Consider the following 21,259-nt stretch of genomic DNA (forward strand, 5'->3'; position numbering starts at 1 on the left):
AATTCGCAAAGCGTTAGGGGCTACGGATGGAGCAATTCTGAGCCAATTTCTAACGGAGTCGGTGGTGATTTCCGTCGTGGGGGGTGTAATTGGCATTGTTCTGGGGGTAGGCATCACCTTTATTTCAGCGACTGCCTTTGGCTTTACTTTTATTGTGTCCAGTAGTGCGGTGGCGATTGGTGTTGGTTTATCCACTACGGTTGGCTTAGTCGCAGGGGTTATTCCCGCTCGCAACGCAGCCCGACTCGACCCCATTGAGGCTCTTCGCAGTGATTAGGTGTCTAAAGCGAGCGTGTCAGCCATGATTATTCTGGAAAATATTACCAAATGCTATCAACTGGGTGACAATCAGGTCCGCATTTTGAGAGGAATCGACCTTCACATCCAGCCAGGAGAGTATGTCTCCATCATGGGTGCCTCAGGCTCTGGTAAATCAACATTAATGAACATCATCGGTTGCTTAGATCAGCCCACGGATGGTCAATATTTTCTGGATAACCGCAACCTCACCACTTTTACCAAAGATGAATTAGCGCTGATACGCAATCAACAGATTGGCTTTGTGTTTCAACAATTCAATCTATTGCCTCGTTCCACCGCCTTGGAGAACGTGATGTTGCCCATGATCTATACGGGGATTCCCAAACCAGAGCGGCGTAGACGAGCTGTTGAGATGTTGGATCGAGTAGGATTAGGCGACCGACTGATGAACCGCCCGAGTCAGCTTTCGGGTGGACAGCAGCAACGGGTTGCGATCGCTCGAGCCCTAGTGAATAATCCTGCCTTGCTATTAGCAGATGAACCAACAGGAGCCCTGGATTCTCAAACCTCACAAGAAGTCATGAATTTGTTTCAGACTTTGAACCAACAGGACATTACGATTGTGGTAATTACCCATGAACTTGAGGTCGCCAACCAAGCTCAGCATCGCATCACGATCAGTGATGGTCAGATAGTAAACTGACGTTTTAGGATTAGAGGCTGACGTTAGTTCTCCCAAAACTTGATTACAAATTTGGGGAATTATCCCCTGAAGTTATCGCCAGAATTCAGTCCCTAGCCTTTAATCAGATTGAAGCACTCTGTAAAGCACTACTGGAATTGGACAGAATAGATGATTTAGTCGCTTGGATAGCATGTTTGGAGAATTCTCGAATTAGCACCGGGTAACTGTTTGTGCGAGGTCTGTGCCGCTATTAACCATGGCTTCACACCGATCAAGATACAATTTTTTGGTTATCACCTTATTCAATTGAATCGAGATATGACGGCAACAGGAACATCCCCGACATTACTCAGCAGTTTCAATCTTCATGATTTGCCGCTTTCCAATCGGATAGTCATGGCTCCTATGACAAGATCGCGAGCTGGGGAAGAAATGTTAGCGAATGCAATGATGGCTGAATACTACGCTCAACGGGCATCAGCAGGCTTGATTGTTACAGAAGGAACCTTTATCTCAGACCAAGCCATCGGTTGGCAGCATGTCCCTGGGATTTACACCCAAGAGCAAACCCAAGCTTGGCAAGTAGTAACTAAAGCTGTTCATGAAAAAGGGGGTAAGATTTTTCTACAACTTTGGCATTGTGGACGAGCTTCTCACAGCAGCTTTCATCAGGATCGTCAGCTTCCTGTAGCCCCCTCGGCTATCAAACTTGAGGGGGACTCAATTCATACCCCACAAGGCAAGCAGCCCTACGAAACCCCACGTGCTTTAAGTACCGATGAGATTCCACTGGTTGTAGAAGATTATCGAAATGCGGCTATCAATGCCAAAACGGCTGGGTTTGACGGCGTGGAAATTCACAGTGCCAATGGTTATCTGCTCGATAGCTTCCTGCAAAGTAAAACTAATCAACGTCAAGATCGTTACGGTGGAACCCTGGACAATCGCTATCGATTTCTAAAGGAAGTCGTTGAGGCAATTTCCCAGGTCTGGCCCACTCACCGCATTGGTGTGCGGCTTTCGCCAAATGGCATCTATAACGACATGGGGTCACCAGATTATCGTGAAACCTTCTTGTATATTTCTCAGCAATTAAATGTCTTTGATCTAGCTTATCTTCACGTACTAGACGGTCTGGCTTTTGGATTCCATGAGTTAGGTGAACCCATGCATCTGTCTGAATTTCAGTCTGTATTTAAGGGACCCATCATTGGCAACTGTGGTTACAGCCAAGAGGATGCAGAAGGTGCAATTTCAAATGGTTACGCGAACTTAATCGCTTTTGGCCGTCCGTTTATCAGCAATCCAGACCTAGTGGAACGATTCACCAACGGCTGGCCCTTAAATCCACCAGCCGAGCAAAGGATTTGGTATTCCTTTGAGAGAGAAGGATACACTGACTTTCCGACCTATTCAGAATCCCAAGTCAAAACCACCTAATTCATGATTTGCTACTATTTACTCTTCTGTACCATCATTTGTAGGCCGACCTAGCGACTGGGTAACAACACGAAACTGTCAGGAGAGGTTAGCTACGCATTCGCATCAAATGCCTCCCCCTATCCAACTTGAGCTTGATTTTGCCAGCACGTTAGCCTCTGCTTTGGGTAAACCAGAGCAGGCCGATATTTCATGGATATGTGCATCGTTGGAGCATTACTTGCAGGGGCGAACTCATCAGGAAAAACTTCGGGTGGCCGGGGATGCGATCAGGGACATTGCACATGTTGTCTGCCAACGAGCAGAACTGCTGATCCAGGATTGGGAGGATCGGCACAACACCCAAGGGCCAGTTTTAGATGATGACTTCTTGACCGGGATGGTTCAAGAGACGATGTACTTGGATGTCTCGGATCTTTGCCGCCAGCCCAAATCATGGAAGCAACACCAGGGATTCACGGGGGTTCCCGTGGAGTCTATCGTGGGTGAGGTCAGCATGGAATCAGTGCTGGAGTTTGTGGATGAATTGGAGAGTGGGGAGGCGGTTGCTTTGAAGGCCAGTCACGAGGAGGATGTTTCTGGGTGGGTGAGTGCGATCGCGCAGTATTTGGAAGGGGCTAAGGGCGCGGTGTCGTTTGCGGAATTGGTGAAGGGGCTGGGGATGCCTACGGTTGTTGTGATGATCGGAGTGCTGTTAGGTGGGTTTCGGATTGAACAGCAAGGAGGGTTTTATGGGGGTGAGGTTTGGGTTGAGTGCCTCTGAATGATATATCCCTTAGGACAATCATGGGGTTCGGAGGCGAAAAACTCAGCAGATCGAGCGTAAGCATTAAGGACTCGAATCAAATGGTTAGCGCGCAAGACAATCTATTTTTCTCGGAGTAAGGAGCTTCGCGATATCGTGATTAGTCTGTTCATCAATCAGTATGAGTTTAGAGTAGCTGTGCAGAGTGTGATCCAGAGATCTACAACATTACCTTCACCTGAAACTACTGAATAAATCCAATTGCAACATCCTATCTGCTCATCCACACTATGAGTGGCTAAGTACAGACCCATCTCATATGCACTTGGCTGCAGGTCCTAAAAATAAGAGGTCAAAATGAGCAGACCGTATGAAGAGCTTGTAAATGCTGCTAACCAGGCTGTTTTTAGGTGTGATAACGAGTATTTGAAAGACATAGAAGTAGATGTCCTTGAATTATGCCTTGAAGGCCTCACCTATGAAAAAATAGCTGAAAAACTGGGTTATGCACCCGGTACTATTGCTAAAGATGTGGCACACAAGCTTTTTAGGAAACTGACTAGGGCCACAGGAGAGAGTGTGAAAAGGTCCAATCTGCGAGAGGTTCTCAGACGACTTTATAGAAACCTGCTTTCATTTGAATCTTTCAAGCCTTATCCGATGGGGCCGTTGCCTTTGAATTCTCCATTTTATTTAAAGCGTTCAGACGATGAACGTCGCTGTTGCTTCAATATAACGAATCCAGGGACTTTAATCCGAATTAGGGGTGTTAGAGCGACAGGAAAGACATCCTTGGTAAATCGGATTCTGCAATATGCCGAAGCTCACCAACATCAAACTGCATACCTGGATTTTCAGTGGGCGAGTCAAGCATTAATGAACGACTTAGAAAGATTTCTTCAATGGATGAGCCTACTCATCGGGAATCAATTGGGACTAGAAAATAAGCTCGATGAATATTGGGATTCTGATGTCTCAATCATGCTCGCTTGTAACCAATACTTCGAAGAATACCTTCTACCTAGTATTGAAGACCCCCTTGTATTGGGACTTGATAGTTTAGAGGAGATTTTCCCAAATGCGGAGCTTGCTAGCGAAGTTTTAACCATGCTCAGGTTTTGGCATGAGCAGTCTAAAAGCTCGGTAATCTGGGAAAAATTACGGCTGGTCATTACCCACGATACAGAATGTTATGTTCCTCTCAATCAAAACTACTCACCATTTAATGTGGGAGAGCCCATAACCTTAGATCCTTTTTTAGTAGACCAGGCTCAGGAATTAGCTGAAAGATATGAGTTGAAGTGGGGAAAAGCCGAAATCAGAAGTTTATGTGACAGAGTGGGTGGACATCCAGCCCTGATTCATTTAGCCATTTACATTGGCGCAGTTGAAGGGATGTCTTGCCAAAAAGTTCTTGAGACCTCAGATAAAGACAATGGCATATTTATTCACCAACTTCGCCGCTTGAGGGAAGAGCTGTTGGAATCTGAGGAGTTAACGGCTGCTTATCGAACGGTGGTTAACAACCCTAGTGGCATCGAATTGAACTCTTTACAGATATATCATTTAAAGAGTCTTGGGCTCATAAAGCTAGAAGGGAATCTAGTCGTCCCCTTTTGCAGTCTCTATAAAGAATACTTCCAGCGAGAATTAGGCTGCAAAAATGGAAATTAGTCATATCTCAACGGGGGGAAATCACCCTGATTATCGTTACCAAGTAGGGGGTAGTTTACCTATTCATGCCCCTAGCTATGTAACCCGTAAAAGCGATTTTATCTTCTACGAACATCTTAAAAATGGTGAGTTCTGTTATGTTCTTAATTCTCGCCAGATGGGTAAATCCAGTCTGCGGGTGCAAACAATGCACAAGCTACGTGCAGAGGGGGTTTTATGTGCTTCCATTGACCTCACTGGGTTTGGTACACAGGGCATAACCCCTGATAAATGGTACAACAGTATTATCAAAGCCCTTATCAGTGATTGCCAAATCAAGCTAAACTGGCGAACCTGGTTGAAGGAGCGGGATTCATCAACCCCTATAGAACGATTAAAAATATTTATCGAGCAAATACTACTGGAGTCCATTCCGGACAACATTGTTATTTTTCTAGATGAAATTGATCTTATTCTTAATCAATCAGTATCTGCAGATGATTTTCTCGGATTAATTCGCTTCTTTTATAATTTACGGGTAGATAAGCCCAGTTATCGACGTCTCACTTTTGCATTACTAGGAGTTGCAACTCCCACAGCCTTGATGAAAGACCATGGGAGGACTCCATTCAATATTGGTAAGGCGATTAATCTAAAAGGCTTTAAGCTTAATGAGGCCCTGCCCCTGGCTCGCGGACTTCAAGGTAAGGTTAAAGACCCAGAGCAGATACTGAATGAAATATTGGACTGGACTGGGGGGCAACCCTTTCTCACCCAAAAGCTTTGCCAACTCATGGAGGCAACCGCTCAAAAAGAGTTTGAGGTTTCAGTAGAGCAAGTTGTTAGAACGCAAATTATTAAAAACTGGGAATCTCAGGATGAGCCCGTACACCTAAGAACCATTCGGGATCGGATCCTATATAACGAACGCAAATCCATTCAGATTCTGGATCTTTACCAGAAGGTTTGCCTCAGCACAATTACATCAAAAAGCAGCCCAGAACAAATTGAACTCCGCTTATCAGGACTTGTTAGAGACCATGAGGGCATTCTTGTAGTTTATAACCGCATCTACAGTCTAGTTTTTAACCAAAAATGGATAGAGAGGGAGTTACTTCAACTCCGCCCGTACGCATCGGCGTTTAACGCTTGGGAAACATCTAACCATATGGAAGAAAAGCTTCTCAAAGGAAAGATGTTAAAACAATCGCTTAACTGGGCCGTTGGCAAGAGCCTCAGTGATCGCGACTATGAATTTATTCGTCTGAGCCAGGTCAAAGCAGAGCGAGAGAAATTACAACGCAACATTGTCCTCCGGAATTTACTAGCTGTAGTAGGCTTGGGAAGCATCCTGGTTACCACCCTGCTTTGGGTTAATAATCGCTGGCAAGCCGAAAACGAACAAAGTCTCCTTGAAGGAATCGAACAAAAACATGTTGAACTAGTCCAGGCAAGGCAAAAAAATAATCAAGATGAAGCCTTATACCTTGCGATTTATTCGGGTAGAGATTTGAAAAAATTAGTTGGAAATCAGCCCCTTGATACTTACCCGACTACTCAACCTTTGCTTGATTTACAGCAGCTGCTTGATGAGGATGACCAATCTATAGACCGCTGGAATTTAAAGCCCCTTAAAGAAGAAGCCATTTGGGATTTAGACATTAGTCCTGATGGGAAAAGCATAGCCGTTTCTGGTTGGGGGAATACGGTTCGAGTGCTACGTTCCAAGCATCAACAGCAACTCACTCATCGGGATGCAGAGATGGTTATCAGTACAGACTTCAACCCACGAAGTGATCATATCGCCACTGCTTCCCTCAACGGTTTTGTCCGACTGTGGACTCCCGCTGGGCAATTACTCCAACAATGGAACACTCAACAAAAAGCTATTTGGAGTACCCGATTTAGTCCCAATGGACAGTATCTTGCTACCGCCGGTTGGGATGGTACAGTTCGGCTTTGGGATTTAGAAGGAACACTCCGGGTTAGAAGCGCCAAAAAACATCAAGGACCCGTTCGAGATATTCAGTTTACCCCTGATGGTGAATGGCTTGCCTCTGCAGGGGAAGATGGCATTATTCAACTTTGGAAGCTGTGCCTAAATTCAGGCTGTACATTCACTGATGACACCCACACTCTTGCCCTCTCCAACACATTGGAAGGACACCGTGGCTGGATTTGGAGTCTAGATGTAAGTCCTGAAGGTAAAGTCCTAGCTTCTGCTGGAGAAGACGGTATTATTCGATTCTGGGATCTTGAGAACCTAAATGCCTTACCCGAAAGATGGCAGTATGGTCATGGACGCATCACCCAAATTCGCTTCAGCTCAGATGGTCAATTACTCGCAATCGGTAGCTGGGATGGTGAGGTTCAGGTTCGGGATCTCAACGGAAGAATAGTTGCCCAATGGCAAAGTCATCGCCCAATTACCAGCATCGACATTACCCCAGACCATCAAACCCTGCTGGTGGGGACTGTGATGGGAGAGGTCCATCAGTGGCCTATTCGTAATCTAGATCAATTGCTAGATCTAGGATGTCAAAAACTCAGAAAGCTCAATATGGATTTAGCTATCAGAACGCCTTGTTTAAGGTAATAAGGAATAGCTTTCAACGATACTGTCCCACTTGTTGTTGGACGATCTCGACATTGCTACGATCCACAAAACTAGGTCCAGTAGACATTATGGAGCTAGGTGGGCTAAATGCATGACGATGAATCCAAGTGAGCCATTGTACTGCTAAATACCCTTCAAGATAGGGCTGCTGATCTATGGCAAATAACGTCGTACCTTTCTCAATCTCATCCAGGATGGTGCGGCTAAGGTCAAAAGTTCCGTGAATGTAATTTTCCTTTTTCTCTGGGATAACTTCATAAAACGGAACAGCAGCCTCTGGCCCAAGGGTTAGAAAGATATTCGTCTCTGGATTGGTATCAAGATAGCTTTGCAATATTTTCTTGGACTCAGCGGGATTGGGCGTAATTTTGACCATTTCTGCGTTAACTCCTGATTCCTCCAAAGCCTCAAAAAAACCTTGACATCGAGACTCAAGGTTTAAGGCACCAGGTTGGTGGTTAAAACAGGCTCCCTTGGCGTCTGATTGAGACGCTGCAAGTAGTCGTTTCCCAGCTTCATATCCACCTTTATATTCATCTGGACCAATAAAAACTTGATAAGGAATTTGATCTTGTTCTGGTCCTGCTCCTGCATTGTAAGCAATGACTGGGATATGGAACTCCTTAATCGCTTTCGTGAGGGGGGCTCGAAATTTATCAGAATCAATGATCGCAACTCCAATAGCATCAGGCTGCGTGGGCTTATTAACTGACGACTCAATCAATTTTGTCACTGCATCAGGGTCAAAGGTATTGGGTCGAAGAATTGTAACTTCCACACCTAGATCTTGGGCTGCATCGTGAATGCCCGTCTCAACGACACACCAAAAATATGCCCAGGGACAGGAAGCATGTTGAATCAGTGTCAGATTTAGTTCATCAACCTCAGAAGTCATTAAATTCTGGCTTCCTAAAGTTGTTGTGGTAGATTGAACCGCTAACCGACAGGAAACCATCATTACCGTTAACAGGCAGAATACTATCATTCGACGTACAAACTTGACTCGCAACATGACTAATTTAGTAATGATGAGTTTAAGTATAGAGCGATTATATCTTGTGCAAAGTGCTGAACTGATTATTCCTGAACATGGCAACTAAAGTCACAAGATATAACTGAAGAAATCCTATTGTTATAAGCAAATATTTCATAAAAGATAAGACTAGAAATGATAAATGCCAATCATAATAGTTCAGCTTTTTGCAACTAAGTTCCTGAAATGAATGGCTATAGCCTCATTTTATTGGGAGGTGAAAGTATGAAAGAAGTAAAGGAGAGAGCCCAGATTGCATGGATGATATTTTCATATCTTTTCATGCCAGTAACATCCACAATTTTTTATTATTCGACAGAGGAAAATGTTACTTTTACAGTAGAAGATGCAGAGAGAGTTTCTTATCGAAAAGATTCTTATAGTGAATCATCCAAGTATCTTATTTTTACAGAAGATGAAACTTTTGAAAACTCAGACTCAGTAGCTTATTTAAATTCAATTCTCCTGATTTATATCGTCAGATTACGAAAGGGAAAACGTATAAAGTAAAGGTAGTAGGAGTGAGAATTCCTTTTTTATCATGGTATCGGAATATTATCGAATTACAGGAAAATTAGAAATTAACATTTTAGTATTCATATTCAAATCTCAAATATGTATTTGATTAGTATTTGATAACCTGAAAATAATCATCAGACATATATTAAATAAACATGTCAAACAGCGAGATTGATTAAAATTGTCTCTGAAACTCAAATAAAGTATCTAGAATTAATTTGATTCACTATTAAATAATCTAATATCTTCAAATAGAAGTTGATAATCATTTTTAAGTCCAAGTAAAATTGTTTTCAAAAAAAATTTGAATACAAAGATTATTTTTTGCTTTTCTTCAGAGGACTTTTTTGAAAAATAATTAAAAAACGACTTATATCCTTTCTGATATCCAAAGAGGTCTACTAGAATGTTACACCTGAAGATAACTAAAGACATCACCATTATATATCGAAGAACTTTTTTGTTATTAGGATGCCTTGCTCCCTTAGTGATAGGGTTAGGCAGCCAGCATGTTGCTCTTTCTCAATCCAGTTCTATGAATGATGTTATTAGTCAAGATATTACTCGGATTAAACAGACAAATAATCAACTTACCATGGTTGTTTGGTTCGCCAAAGAAGCTATAGAGAAGCTTGGAAAAGAACGATCATGGAGTGAAGAACGAATTCAAAGAATCTCTACACGTTTCGAACCCTATATTATGTTAGCTGTGCTCTCAGGAAGGCAGACAGAAATAGGGTTTTTCAAATTCCAGGATCGAACTTCCGTCCTGGAGAAAGTCACAATAATTGATTCTGCTGGCAAGGTATATCGCCCGTTAGATGATTCTAGGAGTAGTGATCCTTTCATGAAGATATTCATTCCTTTTATGCAAGGTTATATGCGCCAAATGGCTGGTGAGTTAGGCGGAAATATGCATTTTCTTCTATTCTCAGCTAGAGATGCCAAGGGAAATTTGATTGCAGATCCCACACAATATGGGAAGCTACGAGTCAAAGTTGGGGATCAACAGTTGCAGTATAAGCTGCCGTTGAATAGCTTACTCCCTAAGCAACCTAACACTACGACAAATCAACACTTCCAAAAAATTATTTACTTACCTCGTTTAACTAAGTCTAATGGGAACGTGAAGATACTATCACCAATGTAAAAGAGTCCTAAATCATCAGATCAATACCAGCATTAAAATTTTTCATTTGGAACCAAGCCAGGGTTGGTGTGCCATTTTCCCTAATAGCAATGCTTTATCAAAGTTTTCTCTACATTTATTTCTGTAATATCCAACTGCCCAAATTAGTCTCAGATCGTATTTGTACCCTTTTCTGATAAAGATTAAGGAGGAGATTATGAATTTGAATCAACTCCACTCAACTACTCTAGATTCAACTGAGAAAAAAGAACTAAACACTATTGCTGCTCAACATCAGCAAACTAAACATCAATTTACCCAATCACAAGGTTACTTATCCCATGAATTAGGCAAGGCAGTCCGAGTTTTGCCCGCTTTTTATACTCGGATTTTGGCTGGAACAATTACTCTCGTTGTGTTTGGAACAATTACCTGGGCAACCTTCAGCCAACAAGAGCAAGTCGCTCAAGCAACTGGGAAAACTGTTCCCCTACAGCAGGTTCAACCCATCCACGCACCTATATCTGGGGAGATTCAGCGGGTAGTGAAGGAAAATCAGCGGGTGGTCCCAGGACAAGTTCTCTTTGCTTTGAAAACGGAGCACCTTCACCGAGAAATTGTCCATCTTAACCAACAGATGAAGGAGACTGAGACCTTGATCCAAGCGGTAAAGCATACATCTAACCAAGGTCTACACCATCAATCCCAGGCTCTTCAAAATGAATTAAAGGGTATCAACCAGCAGATCAGACTTGTAGATAATGCGTTAGAGTTGCACCCCTTTCCCCAGGACCCTACTCAAGGCTGGCTACTCTCAAAGTCCACTCGCTCTCACTTAAAAGAACGAGCCCAGCTAAAGATGCAACGGGTAGCTGTCCAAAAAAACTTGAATCAGATCCCCCTCCAAGATCAACAAACCCGTTATGGCAGCCTGGCTCAGGTACAGGAGCTACAGCTTAAAAAGATTGAACTGCAGCGACAGCGAGACCAGATTCAACATCAGATTGATCAGTCCACGATTAAGGCACCCGTAGCGGGGACAGCTTTCAATGTTAAAACTACCTCTGGTCAGACTCATGTCCAGTCAGGCGTAGAACTGTTGACCTTATCACCAGAAGGGTTGCCGCTTGTCATGAAGGTTAATTTTAGCTCCAAAGATGCTCCATTGATCCGTCCTGGCATGAGGGCGAGGGTGAAACTCGATGCCTTGGAAGCTTTGGAAGTTAAACAGATAATGGGAACTGTAAAGGAAATTTCTCCAGATAGCGTTGAGCAAGAAGGTCAACCTCCCTATTTTCAGGCCACTCTTACCCTTGATCAAAGGGCTATCAATAACCGAGGGAAAAACATTCACTTGAAGCCGGGTATGGCAGGCTCTGTCGAGATTATTACCGGAGAAAAGTCAGTCCTCAGCCTACTACTAGAACCCATTACTAAGAGTTTGGAGGACAGCCTCAAATGACGACTCAATCTACTTTTCCAATATCCTCACCCGTTCTCACTCTGTCGGGAGTCCCCCTGGATTGGAACACGATCAGTCTTTACCTCAGGAGAGCAGGACTTCTAGACGTTGTTTTCAACGCTATCCAAGACCAGTACCTTATCCAACAAGCCCTAGCCGAGACAATGATTACCGTTGATTCGGTAGAGATTGAAAAGGAGCTGCTCCAGCGGCAGTCCCAGAATCATATGTTCGAAACCATTAGCCAGGATGAAAAAAAAGGCTCAAGGGGGTCAGTAAGTCATACTTCGCTAGACGAGATTATCTATCATCTGCAAGTTAAAAAGCTGATGGAGAAAATTGTTACTCCCCGCTTACCCCAGGCTTATATCAGCAAAAAGTTGCTTCTTGATCAGGTAATCTTGTCTCGCATCGTGGTGGCTGAGAAAAACGAAGCAGAAGAGCTTTACATACAGTTGGTGGAGGAAAAAGCTTCCTTCACGATGCTGGCCCAAACTTATTCTCTCCTTTCTGATACTGGCCAAATTATTTGTAGTCGGGGCAAACTTCCCATCGTCATAAGAGCGGCAGTCGATACTGCAGACCCCAACCAAATCATAGGTCCTCTGTCGGTAGAGGGGGTCTGGTACTTACTTCGCTTGGAAGCAATCCATTCCTTGTCCTTGAAAGAGGCACAAGAACAATTAACTGAGATTCTATTCAAAGAGTGGCTCCATAACCACCGACCATCGATTGATGTTCCCTCTGCGTTAGGTGATCATCATGTATTTTGCTGAATATCCACGTTGGGAGGAGCAGCCTCTGTGCTGGCTTTCTCCTCAACAACAGCTCAAACTTCAATCTGCTGCTCTTGAGCAGCGATATTCTACCGGTCAGATCCTTTGGTCGACAGCTACTCCCGGCTTTCATTTTCAGATCCTCGTTGGCAAGGTTCGGCTTCGGGAAGCAGGTGAATCTCGCTCATTGGCGGTTCTCAAACCGGGAGACTGGTTCGGAGATGCCTTGCATCTGTCAGGTTCAATTCGAGCGGTTGCCTCAGACAAAGAGGTGGTCGTATTACGTTGGCCCATTGAATGCTGGCAATCTATCACCGAGGAGCAGATCACTCTGTTTTGGCAAGACCAAAGACATCGCATTCAAACCCTTGATCCTCAGGAATGGTGGCCTGTCTCTGGTTATCCTTTCGTGGGTAGCCCCGCCACGGCTGCTGCAGCCCTCGCGATGGCAACAGAGTATCTCCAATGTCCCGTTCCATTAAACCAGATACAAAGACATCTTCGTCAGTCTTCGCCCAACCAAGTGGCAAAACTTGCCGAGAAGATAGGCTTACAGGTGCAAGCCATTCAAGTCGACTGGGAAGACCTACGGCGATCATCTTACCCCGCTCTACTGCAGTGGCAGACGCTTGAGCGTGTAGATTGGGCAGTGGCCTATGGACTAGAGGGCAACCGCTTGGTGATCGGTCTACCGACTCACCCTGACCAATCTTGTCAGAGTATTGACCGTTCTCTGCTTGAACAACATTGGAATGGGCAGCTGTGGCCTGTTGCCCTGACTCAAATTCAAGAACGGTTCCATTTGGGCTGGTTCCTACCGGCAATCTGGCAATACCAGCAGTTACTGAGTGAGGTATTGATCGCCTCGATTACGCTGCAGATGCTGGGCTTAGCTACGCCGATTCTAACTCAGAAAATCATTGACCATGCTGTTCGATACCAAAGCCTACCGACACTGAATACAATGATTGTCGCGCTGCTAGGAGCTGCGACTTTTCAGGCAGGGTTAGGTATTTTACGGCTTTTTATCTTTACCCATACCACCAATCGGCTAGACCTAAAACTGTCGGCTCAGCTATTCCGCCATCTTCTGCGGTTGCCTTTAAATTACTTCGAAGTCAGGCGAGTGGGGGATACAGTAGCGCGAGTGCAGGAGTTAGAGAATATTCGCCAGTTCTTAACGGGAACAGCCCTGACAGTGGTTCTTGATAGCCTGTTCTCCGTGGCTTATATTGCCCTGATGCTCTGGTACAGCCGACTGCTGACGATAGTAGCACTGGCGGTGATTCCCCTATTTGCGGGGCTATCCCTGGTGGTCACTCCTTTACTACGACGGTGGCTAAATGAGACCTTTAACTGCAGTGCAGATAGCCAATCCTTCCTGGTGGAAACAGTGACGGGGATTCATGCGGTCAAGGCCCATGGTGCAGAGTACACCACCCGGCAGCGGTGGGAAGGGCTGTTTGCCCGCTATATCCGCACTAGCTTTCGAGCAGCAACGGCTTCCAATGTGGGTCAGAATTTGGGTCAGTTTTTAACGAATTTTTCTTACCTCTTAATACTGTGGGTGGGTGCCCGACTCGTGATGGATCCCACTCTAGATCCGCCTTTTACGGTGGGAGCACTAGTCGCTTTCCAGATGCTATCAGGACGAGTGACGGGTCCTCTCTTGCGGCTGGTGGAGCTGTGGCAGGAGTTCCAACGGGTGATGCTGTCCGTAGACCGGTTAGGAGACATCCTCAATATGCCACCGGAAGCAAACCCAGGGACAGGGATAGTGCTGCCACCGTTACAAGGCCGAGTGGCTTTTGAGCAGGTCTGCTTCCGCTACCAGGCTGGATTAGCCCCCGTATTGAAGGGCATCTCCTTTACGGTGGAGCCGGGGATGCTCGTGGGGGTGGTGGGCCGCAGCGGGTCGGGGAAGAGTACTCTATCGAAGCTGCTGCAGCGGCTGTATGAACCGGAGTCTGGACGCATTCTGCTGGATCAGGTGGAAGTGAAGACGGCAGACATAACCTCAGTGAGGGAGCAGATTGGGGTTGTCCTCCAGGATGACTATCTGTTCAATGGCACGGTGGCGGACAATATTGCCCTCAATTTGCCGAATGTGGGGATGGACGAGATTGCCACAGCGGCTCATCAGGCGGTGGCCCATGAGTTTATCTGTCAGTTGCCCCAAGGGTATGAGACGCCGATTGGGGAACGGGGAGTGTCTCTATCCGGGGGACAGCGCCAACGGTTGGCGTTGGCGCGCATCTTTCTATCTCATGCACCAATTCTGATCCTAGATGAGGCGACGACGGGTCTCGATAGTGAGACGGAAAAGCGGGTGCTGCAGCATTTGATGCAATTTGCTCAGGAACGGACAGTATTTATGATTGCTCATCGATTTGAACCCTTGAAACTAGCGGATCTGATTCTGGTGCTAGAGCAAGGGGTGATTGTGGAGCAGGGCAATCATGAAGACTTGCTGAGTCAAGGGGGGGTTTATCAGACCTTGTATCAAGGTCAGTTGATGTCCATCTAGAATATTGACCACTTAGGAGTTTTTAGGATGTATACGAAGAAAGAACAACTTTTACAGGAGGCGGCCCTCACCAATAGTGATGGGGCTTTATTACAAACAAGTTCCTTTGATAGGAACGGTCATTCTGTTATAGGGAAGGCCCGTCAATGGGCTCGGGCGAGTTCAATCCCCTTTCTTTCACCTCAGACTGAGAGTGATCCTAGGCCTTTAGGGAGTGGAGATCTCAGCCCGGCCGAGAAGAGTCATTCAATAGTGGTAAACCCTCAAGGACCTCAGGGTGAAAGTCTGGAAACAATTGCACAACGTCATGCTCAAGAGTGGGGGGCGATGAATGAGGGGCAGGCAATTGATGGGAAATACTTTAGCTCATTCCACAAGGAAGATCATCCATTACAGGAAACGCTAACTCGGGCACAAACCAACACACAGGCTCATCTTGATACCTTCCTACAAGACCCCGAGTGGCGAGCAAAATTAGCCACGGCTATCGGACAGCATTGGGATTCACACGAAGCAGAAGACCTATTACAGACTATAGCGGCTGGGCAAGAAATCCCTGAAATTGAGATAGTAACCGATGGACTATTGGAAGGAAATGCAGCCTACGGGAGTGAGAAGATATTTATTTCTGATACATTTTTATACAATCATCGACATAATCTTGAAGTAGTGTCTGAAGTACTTCTTGAGGAGTTGGGACACCATATTGATGGTCAATTGAAGATCGCGGATTCCCCTGGAGATGAAGGAGAGATCTTCGCCAGAATTGCTCAAGGTGAAAACCTTTCACGCGATGAGATCCAACGCTTAAAGGCTGAAAATGACTATTCGCAGCTGACTTTAGGTGGCATCACATTCAGTGTCGAAAATTCTGCTTTGACTGCTGAAGAGATGATCCGAGAAACCAAAAAGCCAGAAGAAATAGTCGATTTACTTGCTACTGCTAGTCCGTATGCCTCTGAAAAAATCAATCAGCAGTTAAAAAATGCAGATCAAATAGCGACTGCTAGTCCGAGTGCTGCTCAGGCCATGTATGACGATGTTAAAGAATTGTCAGCTTCAAAGTATCCTAATCCGATCGAACATAAAACTAGTGAGATACTAAGTTATCATCAATCAACAGATGTGCTTTCTGGCAAAAAAGTAGCTAAGTGGCAGCACCAACTTGAAGATCTTGGGTATGACATCGATGTAGATGGATATTTTGGTAGTAAGACTGATGCAGTTACTAGGCAATTTCAACAGGATCATGGTTTAAAGATAGATGGTATTGTCGGGCCTGAAACCTGGGACGCTATTAATAAGGCAATTATCCAGCGGATAAGTTTTGATTCGGTTGAAACGGTGCCTCAAGATTTTAATAATTGGCCAGTCAATATCTCTGATCCAGAAGGTTTTTTCAGTAGTAATATTCCGAGTAAAGATGAACGTCCATTTACTGATAAAGTTGGTGACAATAATGAAAGAATTCCACTTGAAAGGCAAGAATATCTAATTGATTTTAGGGATGACTTAATTAAAAAACATGCCCAAAATCATATTGATGGCGTTTATGAACTAACTCATTTCGATGTTGCTGACTTAATCGATGAATTAGCCTCGCGCCATGATTTATCAGACAATGAAAAAGCCTTCATATGGACTAAGTTTGCGTTTGATAAGCAGCAAGCAGGCGTTTTTGGTACAACTTCAATAAAAGGAAAACAAGGTCAATATGAAATTACACCAGTTGGAGTTGATCCTGTTTTAGTTAATGATGATATAAACACATCAAAAAATACCAGTAATCATACTATTGTAGGGTTTACTGATGGATATCATGGACCTCTAGTTGATTTACCATTAAACGAAGCAAAACGAATAATCATCGATAAAGAATCTAGATTCGGTTTGCCAGTTCTTCAACCCCTTTTAGTAGGAAATGGGTATCTCAATGAAGCTGATATAAATTCGTCTTATCGGACGGTTCAAGCGATGCAAGTTTATGATAGAACTGGAAGCTTTTCAAGATTTGCAGAAGAATGGAAACACTTAATTCTTCATAATGGAGAAGATGGTCGTTATGAATATAGTAGTCCAAGTTATCCACAGCAATCAGGTCATATTCCTGCACCTGCTAGCCCAGATCAATATGTTCCAGAGCGATCAGCATTTGATGAGAATCCATATGTCAACAATTCAGGAGTACCATTGCGTAGCCACTAGTTGGATGAGTCCAAATGCTCTATAAGAAAGAAGGATGGTATCACACCATCCCTACCCAATAAAAAAAGCCCCTTGACTATAGATCCCATCCCCTCACTTTGCTTAGAGCCCGTGCAGTGGCAACGCTATCACCAACGCTCAATAACTTCTCTAGCCTGAGTGCCATGATTTGGGCAGCTCTGGCCCTGGGTTTGTGGCTTGCCCGCAATCTTTTTGGCTTAAAACAACTGAAGCTGCTAGTACACCCCAAATCTCCTCTAATAGACAATATTGAGCTTCTTGCATTGATTAAACTTGAGGCCAAATAACCTATATGAAGTCACATGAACTCGCTTCGATTCATTGCATCCGTTTCTGAAAGTCTATTGAGAGAATTTGACCATACATGATTTCCTCAAAGTTATCTCAATAGTCTTACCAATGAGTGCAAAGTGAAACTGATTTTTCTACGTAAAATCCTTTAATTCTATGTTGCCTGAAAGCCTTGAAATACTTTATGCAATATCTTTCTGCGAGTAGCTATATGCATTTCTATACTTATCTTCTGTCGTTATCTTACACCTTTTTACACATACTCCACCCCTATTGATGGCGTTATGCACAACGGATAATGGTTGGAAAATCTTGAACGAGAGATTTCTATAAGTGTTTATCGCTCCTGAGACCATCTTGCATGTTTCTTAAACGTATCTCGGCACGATGTCTGATAGCAGCAATTGCTAAGTGGACTAGCAAAATAGAGAAAATCATCAAGTTTGCCCAAAAGTTCCTCTTTCGTAAAAAGCCCAAAATTAATATTGGTTACTTGAAAAAGGTACGAGCGGAACTGATTGAAATCTTGCTCAAGCAAGCCGATAAACGTTTGGAAGACTCGCTACACCACAGAATTCAGATTGATTCAAGACGAGAGGAGCAGCAGAGACAGAATGGACAGGGGAATTCCCCACTAGTTCAAGAAGAAGAAAATGAACAACCTCAAGTTATTTTCGTCAAACGCGTACTCAAGGTTTTTCTTGAACCCACACCATATGAATCTGTAAATGTTCGAACTTCCACTCATGAACTCTTGGAACGGCGGGACATTAAGGGACGGTTATTGATTTTAGGAGAACCCGGTTCTGGGAAAACGAATGAACTGTTGGTTCTATTTAGGGATTTACTCTATCAGGCGCAGCAATCACCAGAAAAACCAATTCCTGTAATTTTTGAACTATCCGAATGGAGTGGCAAAGGAGGGTTTACATATTGGCTTGCTCAACAATTGCTTGATAAGTACGGTATTCCTATCATTGTCTCCCTAATCTGGTTAAAGCAAAAGCAGTTGCTTCCTTTATTGGATGGGCTGGATGAGTTAAGAGGGGTGGATGATAGCGCTGTAGTCAAGACTCAAGAGGCAGACAAATGTCGAATAGAAAAACAGATTCAATGTGTAAGGGACATCAACAGTTTCCTAGATATATTCCACTTGCAACTAGTCGTGTGTTGTCGCCGCAAAGAATATGAAGCAATCGAAGCACAAGGGGAATATCTAAAACGCTTGAATGGAGCTATTTACCTACAACCACTTGAAGACAATCAGATTCTAGACTATCTCAATAGATCAAACCGTAATTCATTGTGGAATACCCTGATATCTCAACCTAATCTTTTAGAATTGGCTCGGTCACCATTTTTCCTTCTGTTACTAGCTATCGCTTATCAGGGACAAAGTATTCTAAGCCCTGAAGAATTACTAGATATTTACATCCATAAACAACTTTATGATTCAAATAATTTTGAGGGTTATCCAATAGGGCAACTGCCCAACCCTGAACAAACCTATAAATATCTAAGTTGGCTAGCTTCAAAACTAGAAACTGAGAGGATAACTGAGTTTCAAATAGAAAACCTAAAGTTTTCTTGGCTACATAGGAGTAATTGTGAATTTTACCTTTTGAGTTTTGGGCTGGTTTGTGCAATGTGTTTGGCGTTAGTTACCGTACTATTAATTAGGTGGTTTTTTAATCTAGTTCTTGGACAGAGCTTAGGGCTGATATTCGAAGTGCCTTTTGGCTTATTTATGGGACTAGTGGTTGGACTGGGTGTAGTGGAGGATATCGAGCTAAGGAGCTTTTTCTTGTTAGGTAGAGTTAGATTTTCTTGGAGTCTATCTCGCACAATTAAGCTAAAAATACTACTAAATCTTGGAGTTAATTATGGGTTTACAAGCGGTCTTTTTTACGGACGTAGTTATGGGTTGATTTATGGGTTATTTTTTGGACTAATTGGAGGGATAATTTTCGTAGGAATTATAACTTTAATGCAAGGATTTTATACTGTAAGTATAATTAAAGAATATAAAGCTTCACTTAATCAGAAAATAAAAAATTCAATCAAAAATGGCCTTGCTTTCGGAATGATTTACAGCCTTGCTTTCGGGCTAATTTGCGGAGGATTAGGGCAGTTAAAATTTGGTCTGTTAATTGGGCTACTTAGCGGGTTGTTTCGCGGAACAAAAGGTGCTTTTCATTACACTGTACTCCGCATAATCCTTTGGAGAACTGGTGTCGCTCCCTGGAATTACGCAAGGTTCCTCCAACATGCTGAAAACCATCAATTCATTCAAAAGACTGGTGGCCGCTACCGATTTGTCCATGATTTGCTCCGCAAAAGATTCGCTGAAACCGTGGAACAGTCATAATCAATGAATGTATCGCTTCTTATAACAGTTTCGATGCTCAAAGACCTAGTTAACGTATATCAAGTTTAGGATAGATATAAATTATTTCTACCATTTGATAATGACTTATTGACTTGAAGAAATTTACTCTTTAGACTCCAACCTATAATCTTAATTTATTTAGTCGTTCTGGTAATTTTTGAGGCTTTTAAGAATTGAAAAATAAAATACTTTTTAATGTTATCGTGCTTGAGTTTTTATAAAGGCTAAATTTATATTTTTACGCCCTATTTATAATTTCTATTAATGCAGATTTACGACACTAGATCAATGAAAAAGTGTTTTCAGAAAATCTCATAGATATAACCATAAAAACAACTCACCCATTAGAGCTTAGCGTTATGAACAATCACATGATAAAGCCTTTTACTACACTTCTTGATCTGAGTCCATATATTTGGAAAAGCTATGAGCGTTGATGATGAAGATTTCGTGAATAGTTTTGCCAGTCGGATTTCATCTGTAATCAAAGATGATTTAAGCATCATAATTGAATGTTCAATGCTCTTAAGAGTTAACCATCCTGAAAAGGCGCAAGAGGATATTTATCTCCATTCCATTGAAGATGAGCGAACAGGAATTTTGGCGAAACCTGAATTCTCAAGTTCTATTTTCGCTATGAAGTTATCCGATAACCTTGGTCACGGAGCTGTCAAACTTTCAATTTACCTATACATAAATTCTTATCGCCAGAGTAGTCCCAATGAGATATTGGTAATTCATTCGCATAGTGGTCAGTTAATAATTGGTTATGTTGATTGCCCTGAACTATCGTGGCTAATGTACCCATATAAGTCTATTCAAACTATCTCAATGACCTAGTTGCGACTCTCATGACGATGGAATTCGGAACAAGGCCTAAAGTCAAGTGACAATTGATCGTGAGGCCCTGACAACGATAAGTCCCTATCTGATTTGCGGTTTGGAGACTTGGTTTAGGGTTTGGAGGCAGTACCAGTAAATTTTGAACAAGATATTCAACTACCTATTGAGTTTGACGAACTCGGCTTGGATCAAAAGTGGGTAACAACTCATTTCGGGTTTTTATCCAGTTGACCTGATAAATCGGCTGTTTAACCTAACATGAATAACAAAGAAATAAGAATTAGGTGATTGCATCACCTCACTTTTAGAATTAACCCCATAATTCCGTTTTCCTTGCATAACAAACTGGATCTCAGTTACAGAGACCTCTAGAATTTATAGATTTTAAGTTGAGGCTAACCTTGGCAAAAACGCCGAAGATTGATCATCGTGTATGCCAAGCTTTTCAGGGCATAGTGCAATTTACTGATCCGCTCGAATCGCAGCAGCAAGCGCTTGAATTTATCTTCCCAAGCAAAGATGCGCTCAATGGTATTGAATCTTTCCTGGAAGATGGATGAATCAAACAGTCTTTTCGGACCTGGCTTTGGCGTCTTTCTCCCACGTAGATTTTCATTGATATTCGGTACCATCCTTCGATTGAAAATGGCCTTGCGATTCTCA

The 21,259-nt window shown here is 43.3% G+C and carries 17 protein-coding genes and 2 pseudogenes; 18 read left to right on the top strand and 1 reads right to left on the bottom strand.

Going from position 1 to position 21,259, the window contains the following annotated elements; translation table 11 throughout:
• The 8 genes and pseudogenes from Q0991_RS10500 to Q0991_RS10535 form a co-directional block, all read left to right on the top strand.
• On the top strand, nt 1-277 hold a 277-nt coding region (locus tag Q0991_RS10500), incomplete at its 5' end, for an FtsX-like permease family protein (RefSeq protein WP_299488143.1).
• A gap of 24 nt (nt 278-301) precedes the next feature.
• A complete protein-coding gene (locus tag Q0991_RS10505; RefSeq protein WP_299488177.1) occupies nt 302-964 on the top strand; it encodes an ABC transporter ATP-binding protein in 663 nt (220 codons plus the stop codon).
• A 17-nt stretch (nt 965-981) separates the two neighbouring features.
• The gene (locus Q0991_RS10510) at nt 982-1,170 is read left to right on the top strand and encodes a DUF4351 domain-containing protein (RefSeq protein ID WP_299488180.1); all 189 of its coding nucleotides are present in this window, start codon (nt 982-984) and stop codon (nt 1,168-1,170) included.
• A 94-nt stretch (nt 1,171-1,264) separates the two neighbouring features.
• Entirely contained in the window at nt 1,265-2,386 is a 1,122-nt protein-coding gene (locus Q0991_RS10515) for an alkene reductase (protein ID WP_299488146.1), read from the top strand.
• A gap of 109 nt (nt 2,387-2,495) precedes the next feature.
• Nucleotides 2,496-3,149 (top strand): hypothetical protein, encoded by a 654-nt coding sequence (locus tag Q0991_RS10520; RefSeq protein WP_299488148.1) that lies wholly within the window; start codon nt 2,496-2,498, stop codon nt 3,147-3,149.
• Between the two features lie 43 nt (nt 3,150-3,192).
• A pseudogene (locus tag Q0991_RS10525) lies at nt 3,193-3,386 on the top strand (IS1 family transposase); the annotation flags it as partial.
• Nucleotides 3,387-3,488: 102 nt separating this feature from the next.
• Nucleotides 3,489-4,805, top strand: coding sequence for an AAA-like domain-containing protein (locus Q0991_RS10530; protein WP_299488151.1), 1,317 nt, complete (start codon nt 3,489-3,491; stop codon nt 4,803-4,805).
• On the top strand, nt 4,795-7,380 hold the full coding sequence (locus Q0991_RS10535) for an AAA-like domain-containing protein (protein WP_299488152.1): 2,586 nt from the start codon (nt 4,795-4,797) through the stop codon (nt 7,378-7,380). Before Q0991_RS10530 ends, Q0991_RS10535 begins: the two co-directional genes overlap by 11 nt.
• 13 nt (nt 7,381-7,393) lie before the next feature.
• On the opposite strand, the gene Q0991_RS10540 is transcribed toward Q0991_RS10535, so the two are convergent.
• Nucleotides 7,394-8,296: a sugar ABC transporter substrate-binding protein gene (locus Q0991_RS10540; protein ID WP_299488154.1), complete on the bottom strand. Its 903-nt coding sequence runs from the start codon at nt 8,294-8,296 to the stop codon at nt 7,394-7,396.
• A 363-nt stretch (nt 8,297-8,659) separates the two neighbouring features.
• Between Q0991_RS10540 and Q0991_RS10545 the strand changes: the two genes are divergently transcribed.
• From Q0991_RS10545 to Q0991_RS10590, 10 genes and pseudogenes are all read left to right on the top strand, one after another.
• Nucleotides 8,660-8,944, top strand: a complete 285-nt coding sequence (locus Q0991_RS10545; RefSeq protein ID WP_299488157.1) for a hypothetical protein — start codon at nt 8,660-8,662, stop codon at nt 8,942-8,944.
• Between the two features lie 415 nt (nt 8,945-9,359).
• A complete protein-coding gene (locus Q0991_RS10550; protein WP_299488159.1) occupies nt 9,360-10,103 on the top strand; it encodes a hypothetical protein in 744 nt (247 codons plus the stop codon).
• A 196-nt stretch (nt 10,104-10,299) separates the two neighbouring features.
• Nucleotides 10,300-11,544, top strand: a complete 1,245-nt coding sequence (locus Q0991_RS10555) for an HlyD family efflux transporter periplasmic adaptor subunit (RefSeq protein ID WP_299488161.1) — start codon at nt 10,300-10,302, stop codon at nt 11,542-11,544.
• Entirely contained in the window at nt 11,541-12,320 is a 780-nt protein-coding gene (locus tag Q0991_RS10560; protein ID WP_299488164.1) for a peptidylprolyl isomerase, read from the top strand. The genes Q0991_RS10555 and Q0991_RS10560 overlap by 4 nt, the downstream gene beginning before the upstream one ends.
• Nucleotides 12,307-14,847, top strand: a complete 2,541-nt coding sequence (locus Q0991_RS10565) for a peptidase domain-containing ABC transporter (RefSeq protein WP_299488166.1) — start codon at nt 12,307-12,309, stop codon at nt 14,845-14,847. The genes Q0991_RS10560 and Q0991_RS10565 overlap by 14 nt, the downstream gene beginning before the upstream one ends.
• Before the next feature lie 27 nt (nt 14,848-14,874).
• The gene (locus Q0991_RS10570) at nt 14,875-17,052 is read left to right on the top strand and encodes a peptidoglycan-binding domain-containing protein (RefSeq protein WP_299488168.1); all 2,178 of its coding nucleotides are present in this window, start codon (nt 14,875-14,877) and stop codon (nt 17,050-17,052) included.
• Nucleotides 17,053-17,124: 72 nt separating this feature from the next.
• A pseudogene (locus tag Q0991_RS10575) lies at nt 17,125-17,264 on the top strand (ISKra4 family transposase); the annotation flags it as partial.
• A gap of 461 nt (nt 17,265-17,725) precedes the next feature.
• Nucleotides 17,726-19,732, top strand: coding sequence for an NACHT domain-containing protein (locus Q0991_RS10580; protein WP_299488170.1), 2,007 nt, complete (start codon nt 17,726-17,728; stop codon nt 19,730-19,732).
• A 447-nt stretch (nt 19,733-20,179) separates the two neighbouring features.
• The gene (locus Q0991_RS10585) at nt 20,180-20,593 is read left to right on the top strand and encodes a hypothetical protein (RefSeq protein WP_299488173.1); all 414 of its coding nucleotides are present in this window, start codon (nt 20,180-20,182) and stop codon (nt 20,591-20,593) included.
• A gap of 404 nt (nt 20,594-20,997) precedes the next feature.
• Nucleotides 20,998-21,156, top strand: a complete 159-nt coding sequence (locus Q0991_RS10590; RefSeq protein ID WP_299488175.1) for a hypothetical protein — start codon at nt 20,998-21,000, stop codon at nt 21,154-21,156.
• The last annotated feature ends 103 nt before the right edge of the window (nt 21,157-21,259 follow it).

The organism is Acaryochloris sp. IP29b_bin.137 (assembly GCF_028285745.1).
Lineage (GTDB): Bacteria > Cyanobacteriota > Cyanobacteriia > Thermosynechococcales > Thermosynechococcaceae > Acaryochloris.

Bases quoted from the DNA above. Each gene is read 5' to 3' on its own strand.
- Q0991_RS10555 (WP_299488161.1), top strand. From the start codon at position 10,300: ATGAATTTGAATCAACTCCACTCAACTACTCTAGATTCAACTGAGAAA.
- Q0991_RS10570 (WP_299488168.1), top strand. From the start codon at position 14,875: ATGTATACGAAGAAAGAACAACTTTTACAGGAGGCGGCCCTCACCAAT.
- Q0991_RS10565 (WP_299488166.1), top strand. From the start codon at position 12,307: ATGTATTTTGCTGAATATCCACGTTGGGAGGAGCAGCCTCTGTGCTGG.
- Q0991_RS10520 (WP_299488148.1), top strand. From the start codon at position 2,496: ATGCCTCCCCCTATCCAACTTGAGCTTGATTTTGCCAGCACGTTAGCC.
- Q0991_RS10515 (WP_299488146.1), top strand. From the start codon at position 1,265: ATGACGGCAACAGGAACATCCCCGACATTACTCAGCAGTTTCAATCTT.
- Q0991_RS10505 (WP_299488177.1), top strand. From the start codon at position 302: ATGATTATTCTGGAAAATATTACCAAATGCTATCAACTGGGTGACAAT.
- Q0991_RS10530 (WP_299488151.1), top strand. From the start codon at position 3,489: ATGAGCAGACCGTATGAAGAGCTTGTAAATGCTGCTAACCAGGCTGTT.
- Q0991_RS10545 (WP_299488157.1), top strand. From the start codon at position 8,660: ATGAAAGAAGTAAAGGAGAGAGCCCAGATTGCATGGATGATATTTTCA.
- Q0991_RS10540 (WP_299488154.1), bottom strand. From the start codon at position 8,296: ATGACTTCTGAGGTTGATGAACTAAATCTGACACTGATTCAACATGCT.
- Q0991_RS10535 (WP_299488152.1), top strand. From the start codon at position 4,795: ATGGAAATTAGTCATATCTCAACGGGGGGAAATCACCCTGATTATCGT.
- Q0991_RS10560 (WP_299488164.1), top strand. From the start codon at position 11,541: ATGACGACTCAATCTACTTTTCCAATATCCTCACCCGTTCTCACTCTG.
- Q0991_RS10585 (WP_299488173.1), top strand. From the start codon at position 20,180: ATGAGCGTTGATGATGAAGATTTCGTGAATAGTTTTGCCAGTCGGATT.
- Q0991_RS10580 (WP_299488170.1), top strand. From the start codon at position 17,726: ATGTTTCTTAAACGTATCTCGGCACGATGTCTGATAGCAGCAATTGCT.
- Q0991_RS10550 (WP_299488159.1), top strand. From the start codon at position 9,360: ATGTTACACCTGAAGATAACTAAAGACATCACCATTATATATCGAAGA.